Source organism: Hahella sp. CR1, assembly GCF_029813005.1.
Taxonomy (GTDB): Bacteria; Pseudomonadota; Gammaproteobacteria; order Pseudomonadales; family Oleiphilaceae; genus Hahella.
This window is the reverse complement of the sequence record NZ_JAPELK010000001.1, coordinates 977,981-990,820: the sequence shown is the minus strand read 5'-3', so window position 1 is coordinate 990,820 and position 12,840 is coordinate 977,981. Positions and strand designations below refer to the sequence as shown.

14 protein-coding genes are annotated in these 12,840 nt (G+C 54.8%); 7 read left to right on the top strand and 7 right to left on the bottom strand.

The features are described from left to right. Nucleotides 1-8: 8 nt before the first annotated feature. Complete coding sequence (locus ONV78_RS04455; protein WP_279501437.1) at nucleotides 9-431, bottom strand: DUF2195 family protein; 423 nt, start codon at nucleotides 429-431, stop codon at nucleotides 9-11. A gap of 34 nt (nucleotides 432-465) precedes the next feature. Continuing rightward, complete coding sequence (locus ONV78_RS04450; RefSeq protein WP_279501435.1) at nucleotides 466-1,035, bottom strand: hypothetical protein; 570 nt, start codon at nucleotides 1,033-1,035, stop codon at nucleotides 466-468. A 278-nt stretch (nucleotides 1,036-1,313) separates the two neighbouring features. Between ONV78_RS04450 and ONV78_RS04445 the strand changes: the two genes are divergently transcribed. Both ONV78_RS04445 and ONV78_RS04440 read left to right on the top strand, forming a co-directional pair. Beyond that, a complete protein-coding gene (locus ONV78_RS04445) occupies nucleotides 1,314-1,973 on the top strand; it encodes a glutathione S-transferase family protein (protein WP_279501432.1) in 660 nt (219 codons plus the stop codon). Nucleotides 1,974-2,192: 219 nt separating this feature from the next. After that, the gene (locus ONV78_RS04440; protein ID WP_279501430.1) at nucleotides 2,193-2,939 is read left to right on the top strand and encodes a fibro-slime domain-containing protein; all 747 of its coding nucleotides are present in this window, start codon (nucleotides 2,193-2,195) and stop codon (nucleotides 2,937-2,939) included. 133 nt (nucleotides 2,940-3,072) lie between these two features. On the opposite strand, the gene ONV78_RS04435 is transcribed toward ONV78_RS04440, so the two are convergent. Further along, complete coding sequence (locus ONV78_RS04435; RefSeq protein WP_127973940.1) at nucleotides 3,073-3,288, bottom strand: cold shock domain-containing protein; 216 nt, start codon at nucleotides 3,286-3,288, stop codon at nucleotides 3,073-3,075. Between the two features lie 272 nt (nucleotides 3,289-3,560). Here ONV78_RS04435 and ONV78_RS04430 point away from each other — a divergent pair, with 272 nt between their 5' ends. The 4 genes from ONV78_RS04430 to ONV78_RS04415 all read left to right on the top strand — a co-directional run bounded on the left by ONV78_RS04430 (nucleotide 3,561) and on the right by ONV78_RS04415 (nucleotide 8,834). Then, nucleotides 3,561-3,932 (top strand): VOC family protein, encoded by a 372-nt coding sequence (locus ONV78_RS04430; RefSeq protein WP_279501429.1) that lies wholly within the window; start codon nucleotides 3,561-3,563, stop codon nucleotides 3,930-3,932. 9 nt (nucleotides 3,933-3,941) lie between these two features. Beyond that, nucleotides 3,942-4,394 carry a YqaA family protein gene (locus tag ONV78_RS04425; protein WP_216739340.1) on the top strand — a complete coding sequence of 151 codons (453 nt, stop codon included), beginning with the start codon at nucleotides 3,942-3,944 and terminating at the stop codon, nucleotides 4,392-4,394. 101 nt (nucleotides 4,395-4,495) lie between these two features. After that, on the top strand, nucleotides 4,496-6,049 hold the full coding sequence (gene xrtO, locus ONV78_RS04420) for an exosortase O (RefSeq protein WP_279501426.1): 1,554 nt from the start codon (nucleotides 4,496-4,498) through the stop codon (nucleotides 6,047-6,049). Further along, a complete protein-coding gene (locus tag ONV78_RS04415) occupies nucleotides 6,039-8,834 on the top strand; it encodes a TIGR02921 family PEP-CTERM protein (RefSeq protein WP_279501424.1) in 2,796 nt (931 codons plus the stop codon). The genes xrtO and ONV78_RS04415 overlap by 11 nt, the downstream gene beginning before the upstream one ends. A gap of 59 nt (nucleotides 8,835-8,893) precedes the next feature. Here ONV78_RS04415 and ONV78_RS04410 read toward each other — a convergent pair whose 3' ends face one another. The 4 genes from ONV78_RS04410 to ONV78_RS04395 form a co-directional block, all read right to left on the bottom strand. Further along, a complete protein-coding gene (locus ONV78_RS04410) occupies nucleotides 8,894-9,355 on the bottom strand; it encodes a hypothetical protein (RefSeq protein ID WP_216739337.1) in 462 nt (153 codons plus the stop codon). Nucleotides 9,356-9,540: 185 nt separating this feature from the next. Next, complete coding sequence (locus ONV78_RS04405; RefSeq protein WP_279501423.1) at nucleotides 9,541-10,137, bottom strand: LysE family translocator; 597 nt, start codon at nucleotides 10,135-10,137, stop codon at nucleotides 9,541-9,543. Between the two features lie 65 nt (nucleotides 10,138-10,202). After that, nucleotides 10,203-11,048, bottom strand: a complete 846-nt coding sequence (locus ONV78_RS04400) for an AraC family transcriptional regulator (RefSeq protein WP_279501421.1) — start codon at nucleotides 11,046-11,048, stop codon at nucleotides 10,203-10,205. Further along, nucleotides 11,045-11,449, bottom strand: coding sequence for a hypothetical protein (locus ONV78_RS04395; RefSeq protein WP_279501418.1), 405 nt, complete (start codon nucleotides 11,447-11,449; stop codon nucleotides 11,045-11,047). The genes ONV78_RS04400 and ONV78_RS04395 overlap by 4 nt, the downstream gene beginning before the upstream one ends. Nucleotides 11,450-11,767: 318 nt before the next feature. On the opposite strand from ONV78_RS04395, the gene cobW reads away from it, so the two are divergent. Further along, a complete protein-coding gene (gene cobW / locus ONV78_RS04390; RefSeq protein WP_216739334.1) occupies nucleotides 11,768-12,838 on the top strand; it encodes a cobalamin biosynthesis protein CobW in 1,071 nt (356 codons plus the stop codon). Nucleotides 12,839-12,840 lie beyond the last annotated feature (2 nt).

The window sequence follows — 12,840 nt, the reverse complement described above, 5'->3', positions numbered from 1 at the left end:
GGTGCAAATTACAGTGCAGGTCGACAACTGACTCGAACTGAGACATGCCCTTTAAACTCATAATCAGGTTCAGTTGAGATAATGAAGCTTAAATGTTTTTCCTGGATTAGCGCTGTGTTTTTAAATGCTCGTGTCAGTTCATCCTCAATCTTGACGCCATCCACCTCAAACTCATCCACCACCTGATAGTTAATAAGCGCACTCATACAGGTACAGGAGGCAATGCTGTCATGCAGCGCGACATCCGCAAGCAGTGTAATGCGGTCGTCGTCTTCTTGAACCTTCGCAGGCTTAAGTTCAAGACATGCCTCCAATTTATTGGAAAACTGGAACCGCTCAATGGAGAGATCCGCACGATGCCCATTAGCCTGACAGGCTCCAACGCTGCCTATGGACGTGAATAGAAAAAGTATTCGTATGTATTTACTCATTATTCTTTCTCCAATGCGGGCCCTGTTAATCCTATCAGGGCAGAGCCTTGGTTCCTCCATAGGTTGAAGTATAAGCGTACGCAATTTTCAGTTTCATACTCTCTTTAAAACCTTTTGAGGCGTACTGTTTTAAACGAGTAAAGAACCGTGTTTCTACTTCGATGCACCCATGCGAGAAACCTTTGACTGAGTCATGTAAGTAGAAGCCCCCTCGAAAAATAGGAGCACAAATGGCTTTCGTGGCACTATCTGCAGGCTCAAACCTAACTCTATGCAACCCCCAATTCGCTACATAAGGCTCGCAATCCAGGTAAGGTGTTTTCGCCGCACTCCCTCTCGGAATACTTTGGATCTTCCATGATGGTTGGAGAGCACATGTCTTGGGGTCAATACTTGCCGGAGATGAGTCCATCCATAACTTCAGGGTATATATCCCGGGAGGCACAGGCCCATGCTCTTCAACACAAACATGGGCGGTTGATTGAAAGTTCCCAATACTAGGATGGTTCATTCCCGAAGTAGCTTTATAGCTCTCAGAGGCACGCCCATCCCCCGGATCGTTCCAATGCAATTGCTTACCATCATACAAAAGTAACTCAGCCATGAGCACCTCAGAAAAACTTAGCTTAAATAATTTCTAGAACCAATTCTAACCACGAATAATAGAAAGGTTCGATCATCCAATTGCACGATAACATTACAATTTTTCCTGTATGAAGTTCTTTTGTTTATTTAAGGAGAATTCTTTCCTATCTCTGGGTATTTCATAGATATAGCCATAAAACCACTGTCGATTCCAGCTAAGCTCAAACGACAAGGATTTATACTTCGCCGACTTTTTACGGCGGTTTGAGCTACACGTTTATTACCAGGGAATCGATTATGTCACTCCAGCTTTACGCGCATCCTTTTTCTTCCTATTGCCAGAAAGTGTTAACCGCGCTTTACGAAAACCAGACGCCGTTTGAGTTCTGTCTGGTCGCTCACGACGATATGGCGGCGTGGCGACGGCTTGAAGCCCTGTGGACGATGAAGCAGTTTCCTGTGTTGGTGGACCAGGGGATAACTGTTGTGGAGTCGAGTGTGATCATTGAGCATCTTGATCTTTATTATCCAGGGCCTGCGCCATTGATACCCAAAGATCCTAAAGCCGCCCTGCCCGTGCGCATGATGGATCGCTTTTTCGATAACTATGTCATGACGCCGATGCAGAAGCTGGTATATGACCACATACGGGAAGAAGGCGCTCACGATCTACAAGGCGTTGCGGAGGCGAAGCAAAAGCTGGATAAGGCTTATGCCTGGCTAAATACCACCCTGACGGGACGTGAGTGGGCGACCGGGGATACTTTCACCCTGGCGGATTGCGCCGCCGCGCCCGCTCTCTTTTACGCTGATTGGGCGCATGCAATTCCGCCCGAACACACCAGTTTGATTGCATACAGACAACGACTGCTGACGCGTCCTTCCTTCGCCAGAGCCGTGGAGGAAGCCCGCCCCTATTGCAAAAACTTTCCTCTCGGCGCACCGGACCGAGACTAAAAAAGCGTTATTCTCCGGGCATTTACAGAATTAGCTAATCTTGCGGCGAAGAGAGTCGAGATATTTTACAACTTGTCTCCTTTCGCCTTTCTCCTATATGTAACAGACCATTGGATTTACGCCTGTTTAGGCTTTTCGGCCTAGTTTGTGCTGTATTCCGCTTCGTTGACGGAAGTCAGCAACATTGATGTTGATAAATGACAGAAAGGAGATAAAGGCATGAAGCCGAGTAAGTATCCAACCCTTATCGCAGCCACTCTGGCGCTTTCTCTAAGCGGAGCCACACAAGCCTACCTGCTGACCGGAACCATTTACGATCACGTCGCCTCTGAAGCCGACTTCGAAGACGTCGTCAGCGGCCTTAAACGAGGCATGCTGGCTTCCACATTAGGCTCAGACGGATTACCTGATTATATTGGTACGGGCGGCTACGGCGGCGTGCAGAGCGCAGCCAGCTTCGACAACTGGTGGACTGATTCCCACGGTTCCAAGTCCGTGGACTTGAATCTGGCGGACAACGGAAGCGGCATGTACTCGTACAGCAATTCCGCATTCTTCCCTATCGACGGTGAGCTGTCCGGCAATGAAGGACGCAGCCACAACTATCACTTCGCCATGCACCTGGAAGGCAAAACCTCTTTCAAGGAAATGGACCTGTTTGACTTCACCGGTGATGACGACCTGTGGGTGTTTATCGACGGCAAACTGGTGATGGACCTGGGCGGCGTACACGGCCCGACCAATGGCCATTTCAGCGGCTCTGATTTACTGGGGCTGGGTTTGGCGGAAGACACCGTTTACGATCTCGATATCTTTTTCGCCGAGCGTCACACCACTCAGTCCAACTTCAATATCACCACCAGCCTGCGTATTGAGCCGCCGACGCCTGTCAGCGAATCTTCCGTGCTGGCGTTGTTCATGACAGGACTATTAGGACTGGGCATGCGGAGATGTTTCCGCAAATAACAATGCGCGCATTCTTGCTTTCACTTAAATAACGCACTCAGGCGGGTTAGTCAGTGAAAGCCAGAAACGACAAGGGGGAGCCTCTGGCTCCCCCTTTCTTTATCCGGGCAAATATAGAAGTTAGTCCGCTAACTTACTCCGAGCTGCTAACCTCCTGCGCGAAGAGGCCCTTGGATGAATGCTGCACTTCGTACTCCACATGACTGCCTGCGCGCAGCGTTTTATAGCCGTCTTTTCTGATGGCGCTGTAATGTACAAACACATCGCCTTCGGCGCTTTCAATGAAACCGTATCCCTTTGCGTTATTAAACCATTTCACCATGCCGGTAGTTCTTTCTCCTGACTGCATGATCTCTCCCTTTCCATGTTTAACTATGCGGCTTTGGTCGCGCGTGCTTCCTTAGCCTTATTCCTGATTTCACTGCGGGAGGCGCAGAGGCCTTTCCCGCGCAACTCTGCCGTCGGCCCTTCCCGGTCCGAACGACGATTAGGAGATCGATTATACTCCCTTCCACAAAATTGGTAAGAGCCAGAATTCTTTTGTCCTCAAAAGATTGACTCACCGATTTCACAAATCCAGCATATAGATTCTGAAAATTCTTAAAACGGGATATTTTTCGGATGATCAGCCATATCGACCATATTGTCCTCACCGTTGCGGATATCGAGCGTTCCGTTGCGTTTTATCAGCGCGTCCTGCAGATGGAGCCTGTCACCTTCGCCGCGGGACGCCGCGCATTGAAATTCGGCATGCAGAAAATCAATCTGCAGACCCTGGGACAGGAAACCCGTAATCGCGCGGGCGTCGGCTCTGGAGACTTGTGTTTAATCACCCAGTGGAAACTGGAAGACGTCATCGCCCATCTGCAGGCGGAACAGGTCGATATCGTGGAAGGCCCCGTCACCAAAAGCGGCGCGATGGGCGCGATTACTTCCGTCTATTTCAACGATCCGGACCTTAACCTGATCGAAGTCAGCGTGTACTCCCAATAGGCGCTCGCAGTGGAAGCTTACTTCAGCCTGTTTTTCATCGCCTTTCTGGCGGCGACGCTGGTGCCCGCCTATTCCGAAATCATGCTCGCCGGCCTGCTCACCGCTGGCTACGATCCAGCGTTGTTGTGGGTGTTCGCCACGGTCGGCAATACTCTTGGCTCCGTCGTTAATTGGGCGTTGGGGCGTTATCTTCTGCACTTCAAGGACCGGCGCTGGTTTCCCTTCAAGGAGAAAAACCTGGGCCCCGCGCAGGGCTGGTTTCAACGTTATGGCGTGTGGTCCCTGCTCATGGCCTGGGCGCCTCTGTTCGGCGACGCACTGACCTTCATCGCCGGCCTCATGCGTATACGTCTGCCCATCTTTGTTTTCCTCACTTTCGCCGGCAAAGGCGCCCGCTACGCCATCATCGTCGGCCTGTTCGATCAGTTCGGCGCCTACTTTCAAAACACAAACTGGTTCTGAGGCCAGGCGTCGCCATAATTCGTCATTTTTCCGCTAGGTTTTCGCCCGATTAAGTAGAGATAATGCCTCACTGATATCTCTATCCTGACCTTCAGATACGCATGCCGCCAAACGCATTATCCAGAACATCCCTGTTCAGCCCGCCGCTTTATCGCATTGGCGTTCGCGTGATTATCGCCACCCTTTTCCTGTGGCTGTTCAGCCCTGTCCTGGCCTGGATAGGAAACCAGATGCTGACGCCGGAAAACGAGTTCCATGTCCTCGCCTGTCTGTTACTGGTCGGCGTAGCGATCCATGCTTACAGGAGAAAAACATCTTCTGGCCATGGGCTGGCGTTTCAATGGCGCATGCTTCCCTTCGCCCTGCTGACGACCAGCTGTTTTGCGTATCTACTCAACGAGTACGTCACCGGCATTCATATCTTCTCCGCTACGCTGATGACAACCGCCAGTTACGGCCTGCTGGGCCTGTATGTCGCGCCCAGTCTCTGGCGCAGCGCGTTGATCCCCTGCGCATTGCTGATATTCGCACTGCCCTTTGAAGGTTATCTGGATATTTATCTTGGCTTTCCCCTGCGCCTGCTGTGCGCCGATCTGGCTGGAAACTTACTCTCTGCGCTGGGCGTTCCTCCCATGTCCAACGAGTCCATCATCCTGATTGAAAACAAAGCGGCGGTGGTGGATCTGGCCTGCAGCGGCTTGAAAGGAATCTGGGCGGGTATGATCTTTTTCCTGCTGCTCACCTGGTTGGAGCGCAAGGCGCTGTCCTGGCGCTGGCTTGCCGTCATGATGCTGTTTCTCAGCGCACTGATATTCTTCAACGCGCTGCGCATTACCGCCCTGGTGTATACAGATCTGGCGCTGGATGCGCCGCAGGTTGCGGATCACATTCATACAGCCCTCGGCGCACTGGGATTCGTGCTCTCCTGCGCCCTGGCCTGGCTCGCTCTGATCTTGGCGCCGTCGCGTCCTCAGGCGGACCAGAACAATGCGCCATCATCTTTCTCCCGTTTCTCTGGATCAGCCTCGACGGAGCCATCGGTTTGGCGTCGTAACGGGGAACTCGCCATTGCCGCTCTCCTGGTTCTGGCGCTGTTCGGCTATACACCGCACCCGAAACAGACGCTGGCGGACGCATCGGTCGACCTGCCGGCGCCGCCACAGTTCGCCGCGCAGGCGGCTCCCTTATCCGACATAGAAGCCGGCTTTTTTGATCGCAACGCCGCCACTGCCCGCAAATACCTGTTTTCCTGGCGGGACATGCAGGGCAGTTTGATTCTGGTGCACAGCCGCTACTGGAAAGCCCAGCACGATCCCCGTAATTGCTATCGATCCCAGGGCGTCAGCATTGATGATGAGAAAACCTGGGTGCTGCCGGACCAAAGCGAGATTAAATATCTGCGCCTCGACCAAGGCGCCCGCTCCGCATTTTATTGGTTCCAGTCCGCCGACAGGCAAACCGCGGATTATTCCTCCCGCGTCTTTTCCGCCTGGCGTGAACCAGAACAATCCTGGGTGATGGTCTCCGTCGCCTGGAACAGCATGATTTCTCCCGACCTTGCGGCGCAGGCGACAGCTTTACTGCGCCAACATGTTCAACACATCCTGACCGGAGCTGAGGCTTCCGGCGCTGAACGGAGCGACAATGGAAAATAAGAAGTTACCTGTGTGGATAGCGGTCTGCTGCTACCTCCTGTTCTGGTTCTGGAACCTGACCTACGCCGTGCTTGCGGGCGTCCTGATCATTCCCCATTTCACCATGCCCGCGATCACCGGCGCCTTCATCGGGCTGCACAGCGGGTTCACCGCATTGTTCGCCACCCTGTTGGTGGCGATACCGGCGCTCTGTATCGGATTGGGTTTCACGCGTTTCCGGAAAAATCCCACCGCGCTGATCAAACTGTTTTACGGCGTGGAAATGCCCATCATCTTTATCATGCTGAGCACAATGTTCCTGCTGCGCGAGCTCAATCCGGGCGTCACGCATGTGCTGATCAATATACTGATCGCCCTATTCGCCTATCTCGCCTGTCTGTGGGGCGGCCTCCACACTCGTTTCCCCATGTGGCTGCGACTCAGTCTCGCCATGACCATGCTGTTGACTGGACTGTATTGCGCGCTGCTGCTCGCGCCGTTCTTTATTCCCGCCACCGCAGGCTTCTTCGAATTATTGGGAGAGATCAAACTAAGCCACCTGGGTGATATTTTTAACTATCTACTCTTCCTGGTAGCGCTGATATGTGGCCTGTCGACTTGCGTGGTCTTTCTGGCGCTCCCCTTTGTGCTGATTTTCCTTTACATCCGGGAGTTTCTGCGTGAATGGCGCATTGCGGACGCCAGTCTTGGACGCGCCAAAGCCGGCGCTATCACAGCGGGAATACTGGGGCTAAACGCCGTCCTGTTCGCCGTCCTGAATCAGCAGCCGCAACAGGAAACATTTGAACGCATGGCGTTCCTGGACCAGCAATTCAGACCTGGCGAAACGATCCCCAGTATTCCGCGAGAAGAACACGACGCCTTGCGCAAAGGGCTGATCAACGCCTATCTGGCGCCCTATCGTTATCTATCGACTACCGAAAGAAACAGCGCCGTGTATGACGCTTACCTGGGCGCTTTTGACGATGCGGACCATGCTTTGGCGAAAGTATCACAAGCCGTCTTCGACTTTTTGGCGACGCCCTTTCTTTACGATGGAGCCTACTTCCACGAGGATAAAGAGCGCGCCGCCCGTTACTACCAGAAATTCTTCGACCAGCCCATCGAAAAAGGAGAACCGGAGGCGATTCTAAACGCCCTCAAAGCCACCTTCGACCAAGGCAGCCCCGCTGCCGGACTGGTGGACGTGCTAAACCGGCATGTATTGATCACCAACATGGCGATCACGGTCGAGCCGCAAGACGACAGCGCGCGTATTCGCATAGTGCAAACCCTGGAGAACCAGACCTACAACAATCATGAGGTCACGTTCCATTTCAGCCTGCCGGAAGAAGCCGCGTTAACGGGCCTATGGCTGAGCGACGATGCGACGGATCTGGACAAGTTTGTCTACGCTGTGGCGCCTCGCGGCGCAGCGCAACAGGTTTACAACGACGAAGTGAGCCGACGTATCGACCCCTCTTTGCTGGAACAGGTCGGCCCCCGTCAATATCGTTTGCGCGCCTTTCCCGTTCCGCCTCGTAGAGCCGAGTACAACCGCTCCATGGGCCTGCGACTGGGTACGGACTACGAGCTCAAACCGATGTATTTAACGGTGGAATATAAAACCACCCTGGACGACCAAGGCGCCTGGCCATTGCCTCAGCTGTTGGAAAAGCGCAACGCCTATTGGAGCGATCGAACTCAACGCACTCTCAACGGCCAGCCAATTCGCACTGAAGAGGATGCATGGCTCCCCACTACTGCACCGATGTCAGCGGTCGTCCTGCGCAAGCAGCATGACGCCGTCGTCGCTGGCCAGCGCGTTCGCGCCGTTCCCCGCACCGGCGCTGATGCGCAATGGAATATCCAAGCATCAACAACGCCTTACGCCATTCTTATCGACGGTTCTTACAGCATGGGCGAGCAGACGGAAAATGTAGCGGCAGCGTTGAAGCAACTACAACAGCTCGATATCGCCCACGAAATTTATCTGTGCCATACGCGCTGCCAGCCCATCAAAACCCTGCCGGCAGCCGAAGAGTTTTATGGCGACAGTCTGCCCATGAACCAGTTAGCCGACTGGCGCAGAAACGCAATGCAGGATTATGAGGCGGTAATGCTGCTGACCGACGCCGGCAGCTATGAACAGGAGTCCCAGGTCTCATTCAAAGCCACCCAGATGCCGCCGGTATGGCTGGTTCACCTGGGCGGCGCTCTGGCTTACGCCTACCGCGACCAGACACTGGACTTGCTCAAGCAGAGCCATGGCGGCGTCACTCAATCGCTACCGGAGGCGATCATCACCCACCAGTTCCGGCATGGACGAGCAGAAGACGGCTTGTTCGCCATCACCCCTCACTACCTTTGGTACATGGATGAAAACACCAGCGCCGAGGCGGAGAAAAACAGCGTGCAAAGTGGGGAGGACTTCTTTTCTGCTATCGCCGCACGCCGTTGGCTGGAATATCTGGCGCAGACCCGCGACACCTCCGATGTCCAGGTGCTGGATCAATTGCACGCGATCGCCAAAGCCGAACATATGGTGACGGACTACTCGTCCATGATCGTACTGGTGGAAGAGCGTCAGAAAAAAGCGCTGGAGGAAGCGGAGCAAAAGGCGGATCGTTTTGATCGAGAGGTAGAGACCGGACAAGAAGCTTTCAGCGCCCCGATGGACATGTTCAGCGCATCTCCGGTTCCTGAGCCTGAAGAGTGGCTGCTGCTGGGACTGGCAGGTCTGATGCTGGCGTTCGCCGCCCTGCATCGCAGACGCCAGTTCACGCTGCAGCCCGCCAGTCTTTAAAACGAAAACGCCCGGCTAATCCCGGGCGTTCTCTTATATTTCAAATCAGTTTTATTTGATCAATACGGCAGCAGCATGCCAACGCCAAACAACAACCCAATCACGACAACCAGCACCAGCAGCGAAATACCAAACGCCGCCCAATTCGAGATCATGGCGCCGCCGTTCGCCATATGATGTTCAACATCATCTCCCTGGTACTTCTTGGCGATCTGCATCATCGCCACCAACTGTACGACGGTGAACACCACGTTGACGCCAGGAATATCCGGCACAAAGAACGCCAATCCAAAGATCACCACTAACGCCAGGAGAGAGAACACCAAAGCATTGCGGGCCATATCTTCACGGCCAAGCTGCTTGAAGTTGTAAGAAAGGATAATGCCGCCGGCCAGAATAGTGCCGAAGAACGTCGCCAGCCCTACTGCGGGCAACTTATACAGGCGGTAATCACCAACGGGTTTGCGGCTATTGCGGCCGTCAATAAGGGAGGATTCCGGGGTTTTATATACTTCTTCCATTATCTGCTCCAAAACTCTATGCATGAAAAGGTTGGCGCTGGAAACAATGGAGGACGACGCCCATCGCGCGCCAAAGAAATGAAAGCGATGAAAGTGACGAAAACCCGTCCTGGGAAATTAAAAACTCCCAATCAAACAGAGCAAATAAAAAAGCCCGGCCGAAGCCGGGTGCAAGATAGGGTAGGTCAACCCAGGAGTAACCAGACGCCGACAACGATCAAGCCGCCGCCGAACAAAACTGCCTGAACATGCTGGCCAAGACCGCCAGTCAGGCGCTTCACCAGCACCGCGCCAGCAGCGATCCAGGCAAGATGAGTACAGATATTAAGACAGGCCAGCATCGCCGCCAGCCATAGCGCCCGCGCCGTCGCCCCTTCGCCTTGAGCGCCAAACAAGGAGAACATCAGGACCACCATCACCCACCCTTTGGCGTTGAGCAGTTGGATGATCAGGCCATCTTTGAAGCCAAGGATTTTGGGGGCGGCCGGCTCTCCAGACAGCGCAGGGCGGAAAAAGCAGTAACCCAGATAAAACAGATAACAGGCGCCCGCGGTGCGCAGAATGGCGTAGCTTTGCGGATACTCCTGCATCACCGCTCCCAGGCCAAACCCCACCAGCAATGATTTAAGAAGAAACACCAGATCGATACCCGCCATCAAGGGCAATGAGCGCTTAACGCCCAACTGCGCGCCAGAAGCGGCGAACACCACATTGGCGGGTCCGGGACTGAAAACAAGGGGGAACATGACGGCCAGCCAGGCCGCGATAAAACTTAACGACATAGATTTACTTCCTGCATTGACTCCAAAGCCGCCTACAGTCTCGCAGAGGCGACCAACAACAGGCGCTAATCTATGACGGAAGGAGAGAAGGGTTCTTGTACGAAATTGCGTTTGGCGAAACTGCCGGGGGTCACGCCATACACTCGCTTGAAATTGCGATGCAGATGACTTTGATCGAAGAAACCACATTCCAGAGCCGCCGTCAGCGGCTCCATACCCGCCTCCAACAGCCGTTTGGCTTCACGGGTTTTCAGCAATATCAGAAATTGATGAGGGGTCAGCGCAAAGCGTTGCTTGAAGGCGCGAATCAACTGGAAGCGGCTCATGCCGGTCAGCCCCGCCAACTCTTCCAGGGCGACATTGCGACGCCAGTGGTCATGCAGGTAATCGCGAATCCGCAGACAGCCTTGCAGATCCTGAACGCGCCTCGTCTCTTGTTCGCCGCCATCGCCATGGCGCTGGAAAAGCTGATGCAGCGCCGCGGTCAGCAATGAATCCTGAGCCAGAGAAAAGCTCTCCGTCTCTAACGCCTGATGCAGTTCCAGCAACAACGAAAAGACAGCCGGATCATCAATTACCGGACCCCGCAGAAAGGGCGAGAAACCATTGCGATGCTCACGCAGCGTTTCCCGCAGCAGGGCTTCTTCGAAATAGAACATGCGATAGCGCCAGCCGCCATCGCTGGCGGCGAAGCCGGTATGCGGCTCCGCAGGATTAATGGCGACGATCTGGCCACGGGGAATCACCACTTTGCCGCCGCGATAATCCAGTCCCTCAGCGCCTTGCAGAATAACGCCCACGGCAAGCTGGTCATGCCAGTGTTTGCTGAATGAGAAACGGTTAAACGCGGCGGAAAGCAACTCTACGCCCTGCACGCGGGGGCTCTCCCACAAGCGGGAATATTCTTTCACTTAGGCGCCTTACTGCGTCGGGACAAGGCGTCGTAGATCACGCCGGCAATCGCGCCGCACGCCAGAGCGCCGGCTAACGCGTAAATGCCCAGCAACAGATACATCAAGCCTCCTCCCGCCACGCTGGCCGCCGCCGAAGCGCAGCGCTTCCAGGCGGGTGCAATAAAGGTCGCGGCGACAACCGCACAAACGCCTACCAGTCCGGCGCAGACAAACCTTACCTGACCCGGCCAGGCGTCCCAACCTTCCGCCAGACAATCCCCGCCGCCATACATTTCAGGATCACATCCCCACTCGACGCGCAGGTTGTAGTAGATAAGCGCCAGCAACGCGCCATAGAGGACGCCGGCCACCCAGGCCAACGGAGTGCAGAGAATACGGACAATAGCAGTAGCGTTCACATCACATCCTTTTCAGGCAGGTCCTTTCGACGCTTAACGCTTGCAAGGTTAAGTCTGCTAAAGATGTAAATCTCCGGCGGTAAAGTCAATACGCGCCCGCCACGCCGGTCGTCATTCACTGGGCGCGAGGTATTGGCGCGCCGTGAAATCTACCCGCTATCCGGCTTGTCTCCATACGCTTTTATTCCCCTGGCGATCTGCGCTCCCCCACTCTAAGAGGATGAAAATCCGGGAGATTTGGCGCAGAATGCGACTCATTAATCGAGGCGCAGGAGTACGCGCCGCCGCATCTTAAGGAACACTGCAAGAGGCCCCAACGTGCAACTGAATAAAATTCCCGCCACTGTCGTCACCGGATTTCTTGGCAGCGGCAAGACCACCCTGCTGTCCAATCTTTTGAAACAAGCCAACGGCAAACGCATCGCAGTAATCGTCAATGAGTTCGGCGAGCTGGATATCGACGCCGACCTGCTGCGCAATTGTCCTCTGGATTGCGACGACAACGCCGCCACGCAAACGGATTCCGGCATTTACGAACTCGCCAACGGCTGTATTTGTTGCACGGTGGAAGAAGAATTTCTGCCCGTGATGCAGAAGCTGGTGGAGCGCCGCGATCAGATTGACCATATCCTGATTGAAACCTCCGGTCTGGCGCTGCCCAAGCCGCTGGTGCAGGCGTTCAACTGGCCAGACATCAAGCAGTTCTGCACTGTGGACGCAGTCATTACCGTGGTGGACGGCCCGGCTGTGGCGGCAGGCCGCTTCGCTCACGACCCGGAACGGGTGGAGCAACAGCGCCAGGCGGACGATAGTCTGGATCACAATCCCAGTCTGCGGGAACTGCTGGACGACCAGCTCAGTTCGGCGGATCTGGTGGTTATCAGTAAGAGCGACTGTCTCGATGAAGACGCCCGCGCACAGGCGCTGCAACAAGTGCAGGCGAAGCTGCCGGAGCGGGTGAAAACCCTGTTCGTCGCCAACGGCGAGGTGGATTCGCAAGTGCTGATTGGCCTGGAAGCCGCGACGGAAGAGCGCATCGAAGCCATCCACACTCATCATGATCATCACCATGACCACGGTCATCATCACCGCCACGCCCACGACGATTTCGACTCCTGCGTCATTACGCTGGGCGCCGTGGACAGCGACAAGCTCCTGGCGATTACCCGCGACCTCATCAGCGCCAATACGATCTACCGGGTCAAAGGCTTCGTCGCCAACGGCGATAAGCCCATGCGCCAAGTGGTGCAGGCAGTGGGCGACCGCATCGCCCATTATTTCGACCGCCTGTGGGGCGCTGACGAAGACCGTAAAACCCGTCTGGTGTTCATCGGTCAGGGCATTGACGCCTCCGCTCTACGTGACGCCCTGAGCGCGGCGGAAGTCTGAGC

Excerpts from the sequence above, each read along its gene's own strand:
- ONV78_RS04430 (WP_279501429.1), top strand. The coding sequence starts at position 3,561 with ATGATCAGCCATATCGACCATATTGTCCTCACCGTTGCGGATATCGAG.
- ONV78_RS04435 (WP_127973940.1), bottom strand. The coding sequence starts at position 3,288 with ATGCAGTCAGGAGAAAGAACTACCGGCATGGTGAAATGGTTTAATAAC.
- ONV78_RS04405 (WP_279501423.1), bottom strand. The coding sequence starts at position 10,137 with ATGTCGTTAAGTTTTATCGCGGCCTGGCTGGCCGTCATGTTCCCCCTT.
- ONV78_RS04440 (WP_279501430.1), top strand. The coding sequence starts at position 2,193 with ATGAAGCCGAGTAAGTATCCAACCCTTATCGCAGCCACTCTGGCGCTT.
- ONV78_RS04415 (WP_279501424.1), top strand. The coding sequence starts at position 6,039 with ATGGAAAATAAGAAGTTACCTGTGTGGATAGCGGTCTGCTGCTACCTC.
- ONV78_RS04450 (WP_279501435.1), bottom strand. The coding sequence starts at position 1,035 with ATGGCTGAGTTACTTTTGTATGATGGTAAGCAATTGCATTGGAACGAT.
- ONV78_RS04455 (WP_279501437.1), bottom strand. The coding sequence starts at position 431 with ATGAGTAAATACATACGAATACTTTTTCTATTCACGTCCATAGGCAGC.
- ONV78_RS04410 (WP_216739337.1), bottom strand. The coding sequence starts at position 9,355 with ATGGAAGAAGTATATAAAACCCCGGAATCCTCCCTTATTGACGGCCGC.
- ONV78_RS04445 (WP_279501432.1), top strand. The coding sequence starts at position 1,314 with ATGTCACTCCAGCTTTACGCGCATCCTTTTTCTTCCTATTGCCAGAAA.
- xrtO (WP_279501426.1), top strand. The coding sequence starts at position 4,496 with ATGCCGCCAAACGCATTATCCAGAACATCCCTGTTCAGCCCGCCGCTT.